This is a genomic window from Agrobacterium sp. 22094 (genome assembly GCF_052046015.1).
Lineage (GTDB): Bacteria > Pseudomonadota > Alphaproteobacteria > Rhizobiales > Rhizobiaceae > Agrobacterium > Agrobacterium cavarae.
This window is the reverse complement of the sequence record NZ_JBQEPX010000003.1, coordinates 19,871-37,437: the sequence shown is the minus strand read 5'-3', so window position 1 is coordinate 37,437 and position 17,567 is coordinate 19,871. Positions and strand designations below refer to the sequence as shown.

Sequence of the window (17,567 nt, the reverse complement as noted above, 5' to 3'; positions counted from 1 at the left end):
CGACCAGAGTAATCGTGCAATCCGTCACACGATTGCATAAAAAGGACGTTTCTATATAAGAATGGGACATGCGCCATCCCGATCAAAGAAATGTCCAGCGCATCGGCTTCGTTCTTATCCCGAACTTTGCTTTGATGTCCTATGCCTCCGCAGCCGAGCCATTGCGCGCAGCAAACCTGATTGCCGGCACGGATCTTTATGACGCTGTTCCCCTATCCTTCGGTGGCGAGGCGGTGAGAAGTTCGTCTGGCATCACTGTGGAGTGCCAGCCGCTGATGAGCTTTGGCGAAGGGTGCAACACGATTTTTGTCTGTGCAGGTGGCACGCCGCAGGACTGGGCTTTATCGGAGGGTTCACTTGCGCTTTTGCGCCGTCTTGCACGGCAGGGTGTCAAGATCGGCGGCATTTCCAGCGGCGCCTATGTTCTGGCGGCGGCAGGCTTGCTCGATCATCGCGACTTCACCATTCACTGGGAACACGCGCCCGTGCTGCGAGAAGCCTTCAACCATCTGACGCCGCGGCAGGCGCGCTTCGTGTTCGATGGCGACCGGATCACCTGTGCGGGCGGGGTTGCACCGCTCGATATGATGCATGCGATGATTTCGCAGCGCATGGGCGCCCATTTTGCAAGGCGTGTCAGCGATTGGTACCTGCATACGGCGGTGGCCGAACCGGGTGCGCCGCAGCGTGGCTCGATCGCCCAACGCTATGGCACCCATCATCCCGCCTTGCTCACCGTACTGGAGAAGATGGAGGCGACGATTGAGAACCCGCTCGATCGCAACACCATGGCGAAACTTGCCAGAACCAGCATACGCCACCTCGACCGACTTTTCGCCGATCAACTTGGGGCGTCATTTTTGGAAACCTATCGTGCCATCAGGCTTGATCACGCCCGAAGACTGCTGGAACAAAGCCCACTGTCCATAGCGGAAGTGGCCTTTGCCACCGGCTTTTCCAGCGCGGGTCATTTTTCCGGGAGCTTCAAGGCTCATTTCGGAAAAACGCCGGGCGCTGTCCGACAAAGATTTCCTACGAATTAAAATATTCTTCCTTTAAAGAAGAGTGACCATACCCTTCCGGAGGCTCCATGGCGAAAAAATCCATCAGCATAGAAGCCGCGCAACAGGTCCTGTCGCAGGATCCGCATGCCGTTCGCGAACCGAGGGTCAACAATCTGGAGATGGCCATCGGTCACGAGGTGAGAGCCTATCGGAAGAAACTTGGCATCACCGTCACCGACCTTGCTTCCGCAACCGGCGTGTCGGTTGGCATGTTGTCGAAGATCGAGAACGGTAACATCTCGCCATCGCTGACGACGTTGCAGACGCTCTCCAAGGCGCTGGGTGTACCGATCACCGCCTTCTTCCGAGGCTTTGAGGAGCCGCGCAGCGCCACCTTCGTCAAGGCCGGGCAAGGCGTCAATATCGACCGCAGAGGCACGCGCGCAGGCCACCAGTACAGCCTGCTCGGGCATATCGACAACAACACCAGCGGAGTGACGGTCGAACCCTATCTCATCACGCTCACGACCGATTCCGACGTTTTTCCCACCTTCCAGCACGAGGGCATGGAGTTTCTCTACATGCTGGAGGGCGAGGTCGTTTATCGCCACGGAGAACAGCTTTTTACCATGCAGGCGGGGGATAGCCTGTTTTTCGATGCCGATGCGCCGCACGGACCGGAAGTGTTGGTGCAGCTTCCCGCACGTTACTTGTCGATCATCTCCTACCCTCAACGACGAGTAACGGGCGATTGATAAATTGCTTTAAAGGAAAAAAATATTCCTCATAGTTGACGTCTTGAAATTTCGTGTGATACGCCTTTGTTCAGAAACGAACGGAGGTGCCTGTCGATGTGCGGCATTGTTGGACTATTCCTGAAAGACAAAAGCCTGGAACCGCAGTTGGGTCAGCTGCTCTCTGACATGCTGATCACCATGACCGATCGTGGACCGGACTCGGCCGGTATCGCGATCTACGGCGGCGCTGCCGCAGGACGCGCCAAGGTAACGATCCAGTCCGCCGATCCTGATGCAGACTTTACAGGACTTGCAGAGGCGCTGAAGGAGAAGGGCGTTGCGGCTGCGGTGACGGTTAAGAGCACGCACGCGGTTCTGGACATCCCGGCGGACAAGCTTGATGGCATCCGTGCCGTTCTTTCCGCTCTCCGCCCCAATGTCCGCGTCATGGGCTCCGGTGACAGCGTCGAGATTTACAAGGAAACCGGTCTGCCGAAGGATGTGGTGGCCCGTTTCGACGTGCGCTCCATGGCAGGCACCCACGGCATCGGCCACACCCGCATGGCAACGGAATCGGCGGTGACGACGCTTGGCGCGCATCCCTTCTCCACCGGCTCGGATCAGTGCCTCGTGCATAATGGTTCGCTCTCCAACCACAACAATCTGCGCCGCGAACTGGTTCGTGAAGGCATGAGTTTCGAAACCCAGAACGACTCCGAAGTGGCTGCCGCCTACCTGACAGCAGAAATGGCCAAGGGGAAGGACCTGGGTGAGGCGCTGACCGGTGCACTCGACGATCTGGACGGCTTCTTCACCTTCGTTGTCGGCACGAAGTCCGGTTTCGGCGTCGTTCGCGATCCGATTGCCTGCAAACCCGCTGTTATGGCCGAAACCGATCAGTATGTCGCTTTCGGCTCGGAGTATCGCGCCTTGGTCAATCTGCCGGGCATTGAGACCGCCCGCGTCTGGGAACCGGAGCCTGCGACCGTTTACTTCTGGGATCACGAAAAAGCAGCCTGATGCCGCTCTCGGCCTATCCGTGTGAAAGTCATATCCATGCCAGTCTTCGATCTCTCTCATACGCCGCTGCGTGACCTCAACAAGGCGCTGCACGGCCTTTCTGCTGGTGTAAACGACACCGAATTTGAAGTCGTCAATCCGCGGGGCCATCACGCCGTTGCCGTCGGCATCGACAGTCCCGTAACCGTCGATGTGCATGGTTCGGTCGGCTATTATTGCGCCGGTATGAATGATGGTGGCACCGTCACCGTTCACGGCTCCGCCGGTCCGGGTGTCGCGGAAAACATGATGTCCGGTACCGTCGTCATTGAAGGGGACGCCTCTCAATATGCGGGTGCCACCGGTCGCGGCGGGCTTCTCGTCATCAAGGGCAATGCCGCCTCCCGTTGCGGGATTTCGATGAAAGGCATCGATATCGTCGTGCAGGGCAATATCGGCCATATGTCGGCCTTCATGGGCCAGTCCGGCCATCTCGTCGTCTGCGGCGATGCGGGCGACGCCTTGGGCGACAGTCTTTACGAGGCGAAGCTTTTCGTGCGCGGCTCGGTCAAGAGCCTCGGCGCCGACTGCATCGAAAAGGACATGCGGCCCGAGCATCTGGAAAAGCTGGCGGAGCTTCTCGACAAGGCCGGCATCACCGATGTCAAGCCGGGCGAGTTCAAGCGCTACGGCTCTGCCCGCACGCTCTACACCTTCAACATCGACAACGCCGATGCGTATTGAGGCAGGGATTTACCGATGAGCTATCACAACCCATTCACCCCGCCGCGCAAGTCCGCAACCTTTGACGACCATACGTTGGCGGAAATCCGCCGCGCTGCGGCCACCGGCATTTACGACATTCGCGGTGCGGGCACGAAGCGCAAGGTGCCGCATTTTGACGACCTGCTGTTTCTTGGTGCTTCCATTTCGCGCTATCCGCTCGAAGGCTATCGCGAGAAATGCGATACGAGCGTCACGCTTGGAACCCGCTTTGCCAAAAAGCCGATTACGCTCAAAACGCCAATCACGATTGCGGGCATGAGCTTCGGCGCGCTGTCCGGAAATGCCAAGGAGGCCCTTGGCCGTGGCGCCACGATTGCCGGCACCTCCACGACGACGGGCGATGGCGGCATGACGGATGAGGAGCGCGGCCACAGCCAGACCCTCGTCTACCAGTATCTGCCCTCGCGTTATGGCATGAACCCGAAGGACTTGCGCCGTGCAGATGCCATCGAGGTGGTCGTTGGCCAGGGCGCCAAGCCCGGCGGTGGCGGCATGCTGCTCGGCCAGAAGATTTCCGACCGCGTTGCCACTATGCGCAATCTGCCGAAGGGCATCGATCAGCGCTCGGCCTGCCGCCATCCTGACTGGACCGGCCCGGATGATTTGGAAATCAAGATCCTCGAACTGCGCGAAATCACCGACTGGGAAAAGCCGATCTATATCAAGGTCGGTGGCGCGCGCCCCTATTACGACACAGCGCTTGCGGTAAAGGCCGGTGCCGATGTGGTGGTGCTGGACGGTATGCAGGGCGGCACGGCTGCAACGCAGGACGTCTTCATCGAAAATGTCGGCATGCCAACGCTCGCCTGCATTCGTCCCGCAGTCCAGGCCCTTCAGGATCTTGGCATGCATCGCAAGGTGCAATTGATTGTATCGGGCGGCATTCGCTCCGGCGCCGATGTGGCGAAGGCTCTGGCGCTTGGCGCCGATGCGGTGGCGATTGGCACCGCGGCACTCGTGGCGCTTGGCGATAACGACCCGAAATGGGAAGAGGAATACCAGAAGCTCGGCACCACCGCTGGCGCTTATGATGACTGGCACGAAGGCAAAGACCCGGCTGGCATCACGACGCAGGATCCGGAGCTTGCCGCGCGTCTCGACCCGGTCGCCGCTGGTCGCCGCCTTGCCAATTATTTGAAGGTGATGACGCTGGAAGCGCAAACCATCGCGCGCGCCTGCGGCAAGAACCACCTCCACAATCTGGAGCCGGAAGATCTCGTGGCCTTGACCATGGAGGCCGCAGCCATGGCGCAGGTGCCGCTGGCGGGAACGAACTGGTTTCCCGGTAAAGGTGGCTTCTAAAAAAGCATGCCTTAAGGACGGGCGCGTTTGGGAGGATGCGGCCGTCTTTCTAAAATCAAGTGTCTGATACCAAAAAAAGGGGAATGACGTGACACTGGACCTCTCCGCATATGCAGCCGAAAAGGGCATCAAATATTTTATGATCAGTTACACCGATCTCTTCGGTGGGCAGCGCGCCAAGCTGGTACCTGCCGAAGCGATCGCTGACATGCAAAAGGACGGCGCGGGCTTTGCAGGCTTTGCCACCTGGTTCGATTTGACACCCGCTCATCCTGATCTTTTTGCCGTGCCAGATGCCTCCTCGGTCATCCAGCTTCCATGGAAGAAGGATGTCGCCTGGGTCGCTGCCGATTGCGTGATGGAAGACCAGCCGGTCGAACAGGCGCCGCGTGTGGTCTTGAAGAAACTGGTTGCCGAAGCCGCAAGCGAGGGCTTGCGGGTGAAGACCGGTGTCGAGCCGGAATTCTTCCTGATTTCCGCCGACGGCAGCAAGATTTCCGACGAATATGATACCGCCGAAAAGCCCTGCTACGATCAGCAGGCGGTGATGCGTCGTTACGATGTGATTGCCGAAATTTGCGACTACATGCTGGAGCTGGGTTGGAAGCCGTACCAGAACGACCATGAAGACGCGAACGGCCAGTTTGAAATGAACTGGGAATATGACGACGCGCTTCAAACGGCCGACAAGCATTCCTTTTTCAAATTCATGGTCAAATCCGTTGCAGAAAAGCATGGGCTTCGCGCCACCTTCATGCCGAAGCCGTTCAAGGGCCTGACAGGCAATGGCTGCCATGCGCATATTTCCGTGTGGGATCTGGACGGCAAGGTCAATGCCTTTGCCGACAAGGCAATGCCGTTCGGCCTTTCCGCCAAGGGCAAGACCTTTCTTGGTGGTATCATGAAACATGCCTCCGCGCTGGCGGCTGTCACCAATCCCACCGTCAATTCCTACAAGCGCATCAATGCGCCGCGCACCATATCCGGCGCCACATGGGCACCCAACACGGTGACATGGACCGGCAACAACCGCACCCATATGGTGCGCGTGCCGGGGCCCGGGCGGTTCGAGCTTCGTCTGCCGGACGGTGCGGTGAACCCCTATCTGCTCCAGGCCATCATAATCGCAGCCGGCCTTTCCGGCGTTCGCGCTCAGGCCGATCCAGGTCCACATCACGATATCGACATGTATCGCGAAGGCCATACGGTCACCAATGCGCCGAAACTGCCGCTTAATCTTCTCGATGCGTTGCGCGAATATGAGAAAGATGAGGCGCTGCAGCAGGCGCTCGGCGTCGAGTTCTCCAAGGCCTATTTGAAGCTTAAGCATGGTGAGTGGAACAGCTACTGCTCGCAGTTCACCGCCTGGGAGCACCAGACCACGCTCGACGTTTGACGACGTTTCCCCGCCGCTTTGCGGCTTTTCCCGCGCTCCTTGCATAGCGCGGGTTTTTTCCATCGATGACAGAGAGGGCGCCGGATGACGACCTATGTATTGACCGTAGCTTGCAAATCCACACGCGGCATCGTCGCCGCCATTTCGGGTTATCTCGCGGACAAGGGTTGCAACATCGTCGATAGCTCGCAATTCGACGACCTCGAAACCGGCAAGTTCTTCATGCGCGTCTCCTTCATTTCGGAAGAGGGCGTGTCGCTTTCAGACATCAAGGAAGGCTTCAAGCCGGTTGCCGAGCGCTTCAAGATGGAGGCCGAGATCTACAGCGATGGCGAACGCACCAAGACGCTGCTGATGGTGTCGCGTTTCGGTCATTGTCTCAACGATCTGCTCTATCGCTGGAAGATCGGCGCGCTGCCGATCGACATCGTCGGCGTCGTCTCCAACCACTTCGATTACCAGAAGGTTGTCGTCAACCACGACATTCCCTTCCACCACATCAAGGTGACGAAGGAAAACAAGCCGAAGGCCGAAGCGCAGCTGAACGACCTGATCGAAAGCACCGGCACCGAACTCGTGGTCCTGGCACGCTACATGCAGGTTCTGTCAGACGACATGTGCCGCAAGATGTCAGGCAAGATCATCAACATCCACCATTCTTTCCTGCCAAGCTTCAAGGGCGCCAACCCTTACAAGCAGGCCTATGAGCGTGGCGTGAAACTGATTGGCGCCACCGCCCATTACGTCACAGCCGATCTCGACGAAGGTCCGATCATCGAGCAGGACACAGTGCGCATCACCCACGCCCAGTCGGCAGACGATTACGTCTCGCTTGGCCGTGATGTGGAAAGCCAGGTTCTGGCCCGTGCCATCCATGCGCATATCCACCACCGCACCTTCATCAACGGCAACCGCACCGTGGTCTTCCCGCCAAGCCCGGGTTCCTATGCGTCGGAGCGGATGGGGTAAGTTGCTGCATGCGCCGAACGCCACCGCCGGAGTTCGGGCCATAGCAATGGATGCCCTTACTCTACTCAGTTGCGGATAATTGTCTTTTCAACAACATTAGCAGCGCACGAGGCAAATCAAGAATCCGGCTAAAGAGGCGCAATAGCGCTACATCCGATGCCGGTGCGCGCGATATATCAAGCTCACGAATAGAGAGGCGTCAGATACTTGTCGCCTCGCGGTCCGCAGCAGGCCAAGATTGTAGCGGAGCAGAACGAGCGCGTCTTCCTAGGTCCGTCAGCCGACACGGGCGAAAAGCCATCTGTAAACTGACCGGTTGAATTCTTAACGTTGGAAGCAAGGAACGAGGCAGCGCATGCCTGACCTGCCACCGAAGATTCATCCGGTCGCGTTCGGAGCTTAAGCGGTTTTGAACCGCCAGATGCCGATCATCCCGGCATATTCCGCTGGGGTCTAGTCAGAGCGATGAGTGCGCCAGGAAATTGTTGTAATCGTTGCCCATTCCGCAATGGCGTTGCGGTAAGACCGACCCAAAGACCATTTGTCCGTCCTCGATGGGCCGGACCATCATCAGTTCTGGCGGACATTCTCAGAGGCAGACCGGTTCTCCTCTGCTTGACCCAGACGAAACTCTTTCGCGAACTCACTCACACGCATAGTTTTCGCTGCCACCGTTTGCAGCGGTGGCGCTGGCTTGGTTGGATGATGAACGATCGTATCCGTTCAGGACCACGATATGCTCAACGAAAATGCGCGAGATCCAACGTAATCACGCTGGATCGAACTTTGGAGTAAGCGGAGGTCGCCGCTTGCAGAATTCTTGGGCGCAAGGCATCGAACGCCATCAAATAATCTGCCTCGGTGACATTTCGGGACGATTTCCCATGGGCCAAGACTTCGGTCGCCAGATAGAATTTGATCTCGAACATACCGTCGTATCCGGTGAAACGGACACAGCGCTTTCTGTCGTCAAAACTACGAGCTTTGTTTGGAAACGAGATGCCCATCAGCGTCCACCGTCATCTTGCCAATGATCACCAGCGCTACTCTTTGGCTGGGGATCTGGACTTGCTCGTGTCGACGACTGTTTCCGGTTGGCGAGGGAACTCAGGAGAGCCGATTTGGCTCTCACACCCCTGCGTGACACGGCTGAGAGGATGGGCGAGGCGTCACGCTTCATGTCGGAACTCTCGTTCGACTGAGATTCCCGACGGCCGGCGGACTTTAAGACTTCCCTCACCACCTTGGAGCCGGCGAGGTCGATAGACGAGGCTGCTGGATTGGAAGACATTCCGTCCTCCTTTGTTGGGGCAAGGTTTTGCACCCTTGATGACAGCACCCTGAAGACGAGCCGTCACTGCTATCTTAAGTCGTGCTGGAATATCGGATTACAAGGGGAGGCTGGGCCAAAGCGTAGAGTGCTGGATCATGAGGGCCTGTCCCACCGGCATTCGATGCTGATGGCGGGAAACTTATATATTGAGACGGTGGGTGCTTACCGCACGCATCAAGACGCTATGCGGATCGTGTCAGGTCGATTGGCCAGGCCCCACATCCGCTTCGAGGCTCCCTCGTCTTGCCGGGTTGCCGTTGAGAATGGAGCGCTTCATCACAAGGCGCAATCAATCCAGGCACGATGGCCAAACGCCGCTCAAGCTTCTCCCATGTCGCCGTCGGTCAGCTTTAGTTTGAAAGCAAACATCCATTCGAGGACGGCAACGGCTGAATAGGCCGCGCGCTCGCTTCAGCAGCTCGTGGAAATCGGTGCACTGACGCGTACGGGCAAACGTCGGCATAGCCGGTACTGGCTGTCATCGCAGGCATAAATTGCTGCTCGTCTAACGAACTCCACCAACGTCATCAGCTAGGGGAGTGATTGCTCTCTGCCGCTCAGGAGCTTTGAGGTCCCGCGCCGGACGGTCCGAGGTTGGCGAAAACCAGCTCGGCCGTCTCCAAACGATCACGCTACCAGCGCAAGAGGCGCGTGCCGAGCGCCATGCCGATCAGGCCGCATATAACAATACCGAGCGAGTACCACAGCGTCACGAATGGAAGGCCGTTTTCGATACATGCCCAGGAATAGGTCCACGCCCCTGCGGCCCCTGCCATCATGCCAGCGGTAAATCCGGCGAGTCGATACCGCGTCGGTGCGCAACGTCGCAAGAACCAGATATTGGCGGCGAAGACGGGAGCGGCGGACGCGACAATGATCAGTGGGCAGAACCAGTAGGAGACGCCGAAAATCAAATTCGGATAGTCCATAGCTGGCGATGCATGCAACTGCCAGAGCCCCAGCATTGCTAGCAGCATATAGATGCCAATCGAGGCCAAGCCTGCCGATATCGGCAGCCCACCGGGGCGCGAGACAATCAACACGGCGCAGATACCATTGATCGCCAGCGCCAGCGGATAGAATGATTTCACCCAGAAGGCGGGAAGAGACATTGCCGAGATTATGTCTGGACGCAAACCGTGCAGGAGCAGGATAAATGCACCAGACAGCAAGACGCCAGGCAGCAGCGCTTTGGAGAGTAAGCGGAGAAGAGCATGCGACCGTATAGGCTGCAGCCCTCTTGCCAGGCTATCGATCAGATCATCCGTTTTCGCCACGTTCGCCTCTCAATCTCGCAGCCAGCGCCTTGATGCCGCGATGAACGCTGACCTTGACCATTGCTTCCGTCTTGCCACTGGCAACTGCCGCCTCGGCGACCGAACGACCCTCCAACCTCACGCGCCGGATCAAGTCGCTTTGCCACGCCGGAATGCCAGAGAGCAATCGCTCCACATCCATGCTCGCGAGGATCGCGTCTTCGGAATAGCCGTCCGCGACGCCCTCGACCAGTTCCAGGCTGACAACCGATCGCCCGCCTCGTCGCCTGTGGTGATCGACCAGCTTGTGGCGTGCGATGGTAAAGAACCAGGCCGTGAACGGTCGCTCGCGATCGTAGGTGATCCGGCGCTGATGCAGCGCCAGAAGCGTATCCTGGATCAGATCGTCCGTGTCCTGCGCGTTCGACGTCAGCCGTCGTTTAAAATAGCTCTCCAGCAGATGCCGCAAAATACCGAGCAGACAGCGATAGGCATTCTCGTCCCCGTCAAGGGACAGAAGCATCAACGCCTTCAGCTCAAATTCGCTCATCGCCATCATGTCTTCCAGCTTCATACGGCCCTACGGCGAAACGGTTACACAGCATCGATGGTAAAATCGAGAAAAGTTCAGCCAGGCCGAGTTTGCGATCACAAACGCGTGATGCCTGTTACCAACTCCCGCCTTCCGCGAATGAGCCTGATGTGAACCTTCGGCGCAAACACGCGGCGAGCACATCAAACGGGAGACGCATCATGACTATTCGTTCCTTCGCTGTCGCCATCGGCGCCGTCATTCTTGGTCTTTCCTTTGCGGCAGGCACCGCTGAGGCTCAGTCCTCCGACGCAATGAAAAAGACCGATACCATGAAGATGGATACGATGAAGAAAGACACCATGAAGACCGATAGCATGAAGATGGCCGGCAGCAAGACCGACTGTATGCACAAGGCCGGCATGGAAAAGGACTCGATGAAAAAGTCCAACATGATGAAGAAATGCGACGCGATGAAATGATCCTGTCCGCCCCCGCGAAACGCAACTTTTGCGGGGGCGGTTTCGTATCGACGATAACGCTGGCGCTCGAGGGAAATTATGGATGCGACCGCACAACCCGTCACTGGAAAACGAATTCTCATCAGGCGACACAGTCTGACCGTACGCCTATCGCACTGGTTGAACGTTCTGTTCATGACTGTGCTGCTGTTTAGCGGACTGCAAATCTTCAACGCGCATCCGGCTCTCTATTGGGGTCAATATGGCGCCGATGACGACCCGGCCTTCATTGCCATGGACGCGGTGCAGGACGGCGACCGGGTCAAGGGCATGACACACATCGGCGACGTCTCCTTTGAGACGACCGGTTTCCTGGGCGTGTCCAATGTCGATGGGGAGCTTACGGCCCGCGGCTTTCCCGCCTGGCTGACGTTGCCGAGCTATCAGGATCTCGCCACCGGTCGGCGGTGGCACTTTTTCTTTGCCTGGCTCTTCGTCATCAACGGACTGATTTATATTGCCTATGGTTTCATTGCCCGCCATTTCCATCGGGACCTTTTGCCTAGGCGCGGTGAACTCGCGGTACCGCATCTCGTCCAAGAGGTGGTTGATCATGCTCGTTTGCGCTTTCCGAAGGGCGAAAAAGCGCGTCACTACAATGCTCTGCAGAAGCTCACCTATCTTCTGGTCATCTTTTTTCTGCTTCCCTTGATGATTGCGACTGGTTTGACAATGTCACCGGGCTTCAATGCCTTCGCGCCCTGGCTTCTGGATCTGTTCGGCGGTCGACAGTCGGCCCGGACACTGCATTTCATCACAGCCAGCGCACTGATCGCCTTTGTCGTCATTCACATCGTGATGGTTCTGGTCTCCGGCGTATTGAACAATATGCGCTCGATGATCACCGGACGTTATGTCATCATCGAAGAGCCGGAAGGGGAGTTCAAGCCATGAGCCGCCTCATTACCCGTCGCCGTTTCCTGATCGGATCAACGCTTACCGCATCCGCACTCGGTCTGAGTGGCTGCGATGCGCTTGTCCAAAACGATAAGGTCCAGAAAACCCTGAAACTCGCCGAGGGCCTGACGAAGCGTGCGCAGCGCCTGCTGATCGGCGACAACACCCTGGCGCGCGAGTATACGCTCGCGGACATCTCGCCAAGTTTTCGCGCCAACGGCACAAGCATGCCCGAGGGCGCGCAATATCAGCAATTGTTGTCGACGCAATTTTCGCAGTGGCAGTTGGAGGTCGGTGGCCTCGTCGAGCGCCCAACCAAATTCCCCCTTGCAACCCTGAAGGCAATGCCGGCACGCAGCCAGATCACACGCCACGACTGCGTCGAAGGCTGGAGCGCGACCGGTCAGTGGACAGGTGTGCCGCTCGCTGCCGTTCTGGACAAGGTCGGCCTCAAGCCGGAAGCGCGTTATATCGTCTTTCACTGTGCCGACGAATACGAAAAGACCCTGGATGGCAGCGGCTGGTATTACGAGAGCATCGATCTTGTTGACGCTTTTCATCCTCAAACCATTCTCGCCCATTCCATGAACGGAAGAGATCTCGAAGTCGCGCATGGCGCGCCGCTGCGGCTGAGGGTCGAGCGGCAGCTTGGTTACAAGCAGGCGAAATATCTGATGCGCATCGAGGCCGTCGCAGATTTCTCCAATCTCTACGGCGGAAATGGCGGCTTCTGGGAGGATCGCGGCTACGAGTGGTATGCCGGAATATAGGTCGAAATCCAGATTTCCATAGCTAGCGGATTTTTCAGCCCGCCTCCGCCGGTTGTTCAGCAGACAGGGTTTGAAACACAAAGGAAGCACAATGTTCTCAACCTCAAAAACAGGTTTTACCCTTTTCGCCGGCGCGCTGGTTGCGTTGACGCTCGGCGGAGGCGCCAAGGCCGCCGATCAGGTTCGTGTCCGTGGCACCGTCGAAAGCCTTCAGGGCAACATCTTGTCCGTCAAAACGCGTGAAGGCAGCAGCGCAAAGATCATGCTGAAGGATGGCTGGAAGGTCTCCGGCGTCGCCAAGGCATCGGTTGACGATATCAAGCCAGGTGACTTCGTCGGTATCGCATCACTGCCAACGGCGAGCGGCGGCGATGGCGCTTTGGAAGTGCTGATCTTTCCTGCAGCGATGAAAGGCACAGGCGAGGGGAGCTACGCCTGGGACCTGAAGCCAAACAGCTCGATGACCAATGCGACTGTTGCCGACGCCGTAAAGTCGGTTGACGGTCATGCGGTGACCGTGAGCTACAAGGGGAAGGAAAAGAAGATCACCATTCCGGATGGCACGCCGGTTGTCACTTTTGCCAATGCTGCGGAAACCGACATCAAGCCTGGCGCAACCGTTTTCGTACCCTCCGAAAAGGCAGACGACGGTTCGATGTCGAGCGGTCGTGTGGTTGTCGGCACGAATGGTGTCGTTCCGCCGATGTGAGCGGAGGAAACCGCCTCAGGTAGACAGAGACCGTCGGGCGATAAAGGCCGGCGGTCGAAACATGCCAAAAGGGCGGAGCACTTGGCTCGATATTCACGTAAGCTTGGCAAGCTTCGCCGTCCGGAGAGCGATGAAGGCTCACGGGACTGGTCCTCGCCGAGCCGCCGTCGGCGAAGCGCGCGCAGAAGCGATCGCCTGACCCGACCATAAGCGGCCGTATATCGCCTCGCTTCGGCCATGCGAAAGACCGTCTATCGGCGAGTCCGGTGCGGGCCGTGGAAGAATTTACAGAAACCAAAGGGAAAATTGAGGAAGGCGAGCGGTCGCTGAAACTAATGGTTCGCCGCGTTCGTAACTGGTCGGAAAGCAAGGCCTGAACGTGGGCGCGAAAGGTCGCGCAAGGCGCTCAGGATGAAAACGCGCTGCTGAACTGTCGCGTGATTGCTCTGCTTCGGAATCGCATGAGGCAGTATCGGCTGGAGGCCATGGCAATGTCGGAGTTGACCACATGAGGACCTGTCCCACTGCCCATCTTGCCACGCTCATGGTGTTTGTCGCGATCGGCTTCTTCCGGTTAAGCAGCATGGAGAGCCGCTTTCGCTCCTTGCCATTTGATCGATCGGGCAACACTCAGGAGCCATTCGACGATGCTGACGCGCGGGGGCTGATCGGGAGAACTCTTCTCTCGACAGTTACGGCAGGATCCGGTCTCTGGCTCATCCGACGCCAGTTGAGAACCTTGGATGCGTCGCGATGAGCAATATTCGGGGCAATCGCCGATCATGGACTGACAGAAGCAGCGTCTTTGTCGGGTTTACCGCCCGTCGCTCCTTGTTTTTTCCAGAAGCCAACCGCTATAAGGTTGGAGTGGCAAGGTTTTCTTCAATGCAAAGCAACGACATCGAAGTTTTGATCAATCGTGTCGCGATGGGAGACCGCGCCGCCTTTGTCGCACTTTACCAGGCGACTAGCCCAAAATTGATGGGCGTATGTTTGCGCATCCTCAAAAATCGCAGCGATGCTGAAGAGGCACTGCAAGAAATATACATCAAGATCTGGCAACGCGCGAAAACCTTCGCGACCGGACATAGTGGTCCGTTTGCATGGCTTGCGACAATCGCGCGCAACCACGCGATCGATACGATCCGCGCCCGCAAACCTGTTTCCGATGATCTTGACGCAGCATATGATCTTGCCGATGACACAACCCCGAACCCAGAGCAGCGCATGGGCATCATCGATGAGGGCCGCAGGATCGACAGATGCATGGCAGAGCTCGATCCGGCACATGCCAGCGCAGTTCGTCGCGCCTATGTCGAGGGCCTGAGCTACATCGAACTTGCAGACGACCTGCGGGTCCCGCTGAATACGGTGCGCACCTGGCTGCGCCGTAGTCTCCTCAAGCTTAAGGAGTGCATCCAGCGATGACGCGTGATCCCGGCTCAAGCGAGCACTCAAAAGACGAAATCCTGGCAGGCGAATATGTCTTGGGTGTTCTGTCCATCGAAGGAAGAAGGATGGTCGAGCGCCGCATGGCCAGCGATGAGGCGTTTTCGCAAATCGTTGCGCGCTGGCAGGCCGACATGGAGTCCTTCAATCAGGACTACGACGAGATAACGCCTCGCGCCGCCGTGCTGGAACAGCTTGAACAGCGCCTCTTCGCAGCGCCGCTGACGAGTAAGGTGAACGTCAGCCTTTGGAATTCAATGGCTTTCTGGCGTTGGCTTTCACTTGGCACCTCCGTGGCCGCTGCTGCCGCCCTGATCTATGCGTCGGGTATCGCGCCGCCGTCTTCTCGGGATGGTAGGCTGGTTGCGGAACTCTCGGCACCCAGTAATTCCGTCAACATGCTGGCGTCCTACGATGCCGAAAGCGGGCGAATGCGCATCGTACCTGTCGCGGCAGGGCGCGCGCAGGAGAAATCGCTGGAGCTCTGGCTTGTGCCTGGGCAAGGGGATCCCTTCTCGCTCGGCATATTGCCGGCAGATACGGGCGGAGAACTGGTCATTCCATCGGACATGCGTGATCGTCTGAGCGGGGGCGCAACGCTTGCAGTGTCGCTGGAACCGTTCGGCGGCTCGCCCACAGGCAAGCCGACCGGAGCGATCGTGGCGAGCGGCACGGCAAGAAGCCTCTGAGCTTTCGCTTTCCGGGGCGATGCGCTGCGCGATGGCACAAGGCACCTATTTGGAGGGGAGATGGGATACTCCGTGGCTGCTTCTCTGAGGACGGAAGCTTGGCGGCGCAAATGCGCGACAGGGCTCGCCTGCCTGTATGGCTTCGTCGGCACGATGCACCTTCTGTGGCCGGTGCCATTTCTGAAAATCACGCCGGATTGGGTTCCGTCGCCGCATTTGGTGATTTTGCTGACAGGGCTTTGCGAAATCGCTGGTGCGTTGGGGATCGTAACCGCACGACTTCAGCGGGCCGCAGGCATTGGTCTGGCGCTTTATGCGGTCTGCGTTTTTCCCGCGAATATCAAACACGCCATCGATGCGCTTTCTAGTGACCCGTCGGTGTGGGAGTGGATCTACCACCTTTTGCGCTTACCCCTCCAGCCCGTCCTGATATGGTTGCCTTTGTTTGCTGGCCGCGTGGTGAGGTGGCCACAGCAAGAGAGATGATCGTGTAAAATAATTCGACGGCCCTGAAACTTCTTCTCAAGCCTTTCCGTAACCTCCTTGTCCCGGAAGAGGGAAGCCGACCCTTAGGAGATGCAGCCTTGCATCTGGGTGATCGGCCAGGAGGAATCACCATGTTCAAGCTCGCAATCCGTTTCGCAGCCTGTGCCACCGCAATCGCGATCGCTGCTGGCAGCGCATACGCAGCCAATCCCAAGGTCGGCGGCGCCGCGATGTACGAAGACAAAAACATCGTGGAAAACGCGATGAATTCGAAGGACCACACGACGCTTGTCGCCGCCGTCAAGGCAGCCGGGTTGGTCGAGACGCTGCAAGGAAAGGGGCCATTTACCGTGTTCGCCCCGACGAATGAAGCGTTTGCAGCTCTTCCCAAGGGAACCGTCGACACACTCCTGAAGCCTGAGAACAAGGCACAGTTGACCAAGGTCCTGACCTGCCACGTCGTCGCAGCCAATGCCATGTCAACGGCGATCGAGAAGATGATCAAGGACGACAAGGGCACGCATGACGTCAAGACCGTCGGCGGCTGCGTTTTGAAGGCCAAGGAAAGCATGGGCAAGATTACGCTGACCGATGAAAACGGCAATGTCGCGCATGTCACGATCGCCGACGTGAAGCAGTCGAACGGCGTCATTCACGTCATCGACAAGGTGCTTCTGCCAAAAATGTAATTTGCGTCTTTGAATTGAGATAAAGCCGGACAACAAACCGGCTTTATTTTCATTGAGCCAGGCCTCGTAGCGGCTGTCCGAGGGGAGATCTGGAGCTTCGCAACTCCAGCGATTTCTCGATCTCACTCTTTGATTTTCATATTGGGCTTCAACTAAAGCCTTTCGCGCCCTTCACCCCGCCCAGGGCAGTTCTCAAGTTTATTTCCTGTAGAGAGTGGCCTTGTAAAAGGCGCCGGAGATCACCGATCGATCCCGACGCTTTCGGTTCCGTTGTCTGGCGCTTCAACGGAACTTACGACAAAGCGCCGGCACCGAGGCCGAACGCCACCATCGCCGCTTCACACGCTCGCGTAAACCGCATCGACGGGCCTTCATTTCCAGTTGCAAGCTTGCTGACGCGCGCTCCCTCCAGCAGCATGGAAAGCGTATCAGCCAAAAGTTCCGGATCGCTCGCACCCGTTGAACGACAGAGATCGGCAAGGCGGGAATGCTGTTGCATCTTCAGGGATTCGATGACCGCGTGTGCCGGGTGTCCCTGCTCTTTCAACTCCACGGCGGCATTGGCTAGATCGCATCCATATGGCTCACTTGAGAGACACTGAGCGCGCGCTTTTACCCATGCAGCAAGCTGAGCCCTCGGGTCGCCGGGGTTGTCTGTCTCGAGGTCTTTCCAAGCATTCTCCAATGTTTGAGAACTGTGCTTGAGCGCCTCGCACACAAGATCGTCCTTCGAGCCGAAATGTCGATACAACGTCATCTTGTTGGTGGCTGCGGCTTCTGCGATGGCATCGACGCCTATGCCGCGTATCCCATATTCACGAAACAGTTGACAGGCCGTTGAGACGATACGGTCACGAGGTGGGATTTTCTGTTCGGAGGAGCGATCAGATTTCACGGATTTCATGATTTTTGATTTTTATCCTGAAGTGACGTTGACACGGGTGTGACTGGTCGGTAACTATCCAGTTGTTACTTACCGGTAACACCATGCGAGGTGGCCGTCAAGTAACTGCCGCCTTCTGGATTTAAAACTCGTCGAAAGG

General features: G+C 57.7%; 19 protein-coding genes. 15 read left to right on the top strand and 4 right to left on the bottom strand.

Annotated features, from left to right (window positions below):
* The first annotated feature begins 68 nt into the window (after nt 1–68).
* The 7 genes from ACTJK5_RS15070 (at nt 69) to purU (ending at nt 7,193) form a co-directional block, all read left to right on the top strand.
* Nucleotides 69–1,043, top strand: a complete 975-nt coding sequence (locus tag ACTJK5_RS15070; protein ID WP_440598800.1) for a GlxA family transcriptional regulator — start codon at nt 69–71, stop codon at nt 1,041–1,043.
* A gap of 47 nt (nt 1,044–1,090) precedes the next feature.
* Nucleotides 1,091–1,759: a helix-turn-helix domain-containing protein gene (locus ACTJK5_RS15065; RefSeq protein ID WP_440598799.1), complete on the top strand. Its 669-nt coding sequence runs from the start codon at nt 1,091–1,093 to the stop codon at nt 1,757–1,759.
* 96 nt (nt 1,760–1,855) lie between these two features.
* The gene (locus ACTJK5_RS15060; protein ID WP_112359871.1) at nt 1,856–2,761 is read left to right on the top strand and encodes a class II glutamine amidotransferase; all 906 of its coding nucleotides are present in this window, start codon (nt 1,856–1,858) and stop codon (nt 2,759–2,761) included.
* Between the two features lie 36 nt (nt 2,762–2,797).
* On the top strand, nt 2,798–3,484 hold the full coding sequence (locus ACTJK5_RS15055) for a protein GlxC (protein WP_440598798.1): 687 nt from the start codon (nt 2,798–2,800) through the stop codon (nt 3,482–3,484).
* Between the two features lie 15 nt (nt 3,485–3,499).
* Entirely contained in the window at nt 3,500–4,828 is a 1,329-nt protein-coding gene (locus ACTJK5_RS15050) for an FMN-binding glutamate synthase family protein (RefSeq protein WP_062600408.1), read from the top strand.
* Between the two features lie 88 nt (nt 4,829–4,916).
* Nucleotides 4,917–6,224, top strand: a complete 1,308-nt coding sequence (gene glnT / locus ACTJK5_RS15045; protein WP_440598797.1) for a type III glutamate--ammonia ligase — start codon at nt 4,917–4,919, stop codon at nt 6,222–6,224.
* An 84-nt stretch (nt 6,225–6,308) separates the two neighbouring features.
* A complete protein-coding gene (gene purU / locus ACTJK5_RS15040; RefSeq protein ID WP_313557336.1) occupies nt 6,309–7,193 on the top strand; it encodes a formyltetrahydrofolate deformylase in 885 nt (294 codons plus the stop codon).
* Nucleotides 7,194–7,933: 740 nt separating this feature from the next.
* Here purU and ACTJK5_RS15035 read toward each other — a convergent pair.
* From ACTJK5_RS15035 to ACTJK5_RS15025, 3 genes are all read right to left on the bottom strand, one after another.
* Nucleotides 7,934–8,200: a DUF1488 domain-containing protein gene (locus tag ACTJK5_RS15035; RefSeq protein ID WP_062600410.1), complete on the bottom strand. Its 267-nt coding sequence runs from the start codon at nt 8,198–8,200 to the stop codon at nt 7,934–7,936.
* 958 nt (nt 8,201–9,158) lie between these two features.
* Nucleotides 9,159–9,803 carry a DUF1109 domain-containing protein gene (locus ACTJK5_RS15030; protein WP_440598796.1) on the bottom strand — a complete coding sequence of 215 codons (645 nt, stop codon included), beginning with the start codon at nt 9,801–9,803 and terminating at the stop codon, nt 9,159–9,161.
* Nucleotides 9,787–10,341 (bottom strand): sigma-70 family RNA polymerase sigma factor, encoded by a 555-nt coding sequence (locus ACTJK5_RS15025; protein ID WP_440598977.1) that lies wholly within the window; start codon nt 10,339–10,341, stop codon nt 9,787–9,789. The genes ACTJK5_RS15030 and ACTJK5_RS15025 overlap by 17 nt, the downstream gene beginning before the upstream one ends.
* A 194-nt stretch (nt 10,342–10,535) precedes the next feature.
* Here ACTJK5_RS15025 and ACTJK5_RS15020 point away from each other — a divergent pair, with 194 nt between their 5' ends.
* The 8 genes from ACTJK5_RS15020 (at nt 10,536) to ACTJK5_RS14985 (ending at nt 16,524) form a co-directional block, all read left to right on the top strand.
* The gene (locus tag ACTJK5_RS15020) at nt 10,536–10,796 is read left to right on the top strand and encodes a pentapeptide MXKDX repeat protein (RefSeq protein WP_296099933.1); all 261 of its coding nucleotides are present in this window, start codon (nt 10,536–10,538) and stop codon (nt 10,794–10,796) included.
* A gap of 78 nt (nt 10,797–10,874) precedes the next feature.
* A complete protein-coding gene (locus tag ACTJK5_RS15015) occupies nt 10,875–11,729 on the top strand; it encodes a cytochrome b/b6 domain-containing protein (RefSeq protein WP_296099931.1) in 855 nt (284 codons plus the stop codon).
* Nucleotides 11,726–12,502, top strand: coding sequence for a molybdopterin-binding protein (locus ACTJK5_RS15010; RefSeq protein WP_440598795.1), 777 nt, complete (start codon nt 11,726–11,728; stop codon nt 12,500–12,502). Before ACTJK5_RS15015 ends, ACTJK5_RS15010 begins: the two co-directional genes overlap by 4 nt.
* A gap of 91 nt (nt 12,503–12,593) precedes the next feature.
* Nucleotides 12,594–13,211 (top strand): hypothetical protein, encoded by a 618-nt coding sequence (locus tag ACTJK5_RS15005; protein WP_062423840.1) that lies wholly within the window; start codon nt 12,594–12,596, stop codon nt 13,209–13,211.
* An 885-nt stretch (nt 13,212–14,096) separates the two neighbouring features.
* A complete protein-coding gene (locus ACTJK5_RS15000; RefSeq protein ID WP_440598976.1) occupies nt 14,097–14,639 on the top strand; it encodes a sigma-70 family RNA polymerase sigma factor in 543 nt (180 codons plus the stop codon).
* Nucleotides 14,636–15,349, top strand: coding sequence for an anti-sigma factor (locus ACTJK5_RS14995; protein ID WP_440598794.1), 714 nt, complete (start codon nt 14,636–14,638; stop codon nt 15,347–15,349). The genes ACTJK5_RS15000 and ACTJK5_RS14995 overlap by 4 nt, the downstream gene beginning before the upstream one ends.
* 72 nt (nt 15,350–15,421) lie before the next feature.
* Nucleotides 15,422–15,835, top strand: a complete 414-nt coding sequence (locus ACTJK5_RS14990) for a DoxX family protein (RefSeq protein WP_440598793.1) — start codon at nt 15,422–15,424, stop codon at nt 15,833–15,835.
* A 131-nt stretch (nt 15,836–15,966) separates the two neighbouring features.
* Nucleotides 15,967–16,524 (top strand): fasciclin domain-containing protein, encoded by a 558-nt coding sequence (locus ACTJK5_RS14985; protein ID WP_027676880.1) that lies wholly within the window; start codon nt 15,967–15,969, stop codon nt 16,522–16,524.
* A 292-nt stretch (nt 16,525–16,816) separates the two neighbouring features.
* Here ACTJK5_RS14985 and ACTJK5_RS14980 read toward each other — a convergent pair whose 3' ends face one another.
* On the bottom strand, nt 16,817–17,428 hold the full coding sequence (locus ACTJK5_RS14980) for a TetR/AcrR family transcriptional regulator (RefSeq protein ID WP_440598792.1): 612 nt from the start codon (nt 17,426–17,428) through the stop codon (nt 16,817–16,819).
* Between the last annotated feature and the right edge of the window lie 139 nt (nt 17,429–17,567).

Excerpts from the sequence above, each read along its gene's own strand:
- ACTJK5_RS15070 (WP_440598800.1), top strand. The coding sequence starts at position 69 with ATGCGCCATCCCGATCAAAGAAATGTCCAGCGCATCGGCTTCGTTCTT.
- ACTJK5_RS15065 (WP_440598799.1), top strand. The coding sequence starts at position 1,091 with ATGGCGAAAAAATCCATCAGCATAGAAGCCGCGCAACAGGTCCTGTCG.
- ACTJK5_RS15060 (WP_112359871.1), top strand. The coding sequence starts at position 1,856 with ATGTGCGGCATTGTTGGACTATTCCTGAAAGACAAAAGCCTGGAACCG.
- ACTJK5_RS15055 (WP_440598798.1), top strand. The coding sequence starts at position 2,798 with ATGCCAGTCTTCGATCTCTCTCATACGCCGCTGCGTGACCTCAACAAG.
- ACTJK5_RS15050 (WP_062600408.1), top strand. The coding sequence starts at position 3,500 with ATGAGCTATCACAACCCATTCACCCCGCCGCGCAAGTCCGCAACCTTT.
- purU (WP_313557336.1), top strand. The coding sequence starts at position 6,309 with ATGACGACCTATGTATTGACCGTAGCTTGCAAATCCACACGCGGCATC.
- ACTJK5_RS15035 (WP_062600410.1), bottom strand. The coding sequence starts at position 8,200 with ATGGGCATCTCGTTTCCAAACAAAGCTCGTAGTTTTGACGACAGAAAG.
- ACTJK5_RS15025 (WP_440598977.1), bottom strand. The coding sequence starts at position 10,341 with ATGATGGCGATGAGCGAATTTGAGCTGAAGGCGTTGATGCTTCTGTCC.
- ACTJK5_RS15020 (WP_296099933.1), top strand. The coding sequence starts at position 10,536 with ATGACTATTCGTTCCTTCGCTGTCGCCATCGGCGCCGTCATTCTTGGT.
- ACTJK5_RS15015 (WP_296099931.1), top strand. The coding sequence starts at position 10,875 with ATGGATGCGACCGCACAACCCGTCACTGGAAAACGAATTCTCATCAGG.
- ACTJK5_RS15010 (WP_440598795.1), top strand. The coding sequence starts at position 11,726 with ATGAGCCGCCTCATTACCCGTCGCCGTTTCCTGATCGGATCAACGCTT.
- ACTJK5_RS15005 (WP_062423840.1), top strand. The coding sequence starts at position 12,594 with ATGTTCTCAACCTCAAAAACAGGTTTTACCCTTTTCGCCGGCGCGCTG.
- ACTJK5_RS15000 (WP_440598976.1), top strand. The coding sequence starts at position 14,097 with ATGCAAAGCAACGACATCGAAGTTTTGATCAATCGTGTCGCGATGGGA.
- ACTJK5_RS14995 (WP_440598794.1), top strand. The coding sequence starts at position 14,636 with ATGACGCGTGATCCCGGCTCAAGCGAGCACTCAAAAGACGAAATCCTG.
- ACTJK5_RS14985 (WP_027676880.1), top strand. The coding sequence starts at position 15,967 with ATGTTCAAGCTCGCAATCCGTTTCGCAGCCTGTGCCACCGCAATCGCG.
- ACTJK5_RS14980 (WP_440598792.1), bottom strand. The coding sequence starts at position 17,428 with ATGAAATCCGTGAAATCTGATCGCTCCTCCGAACAGAAAATCCCACCT.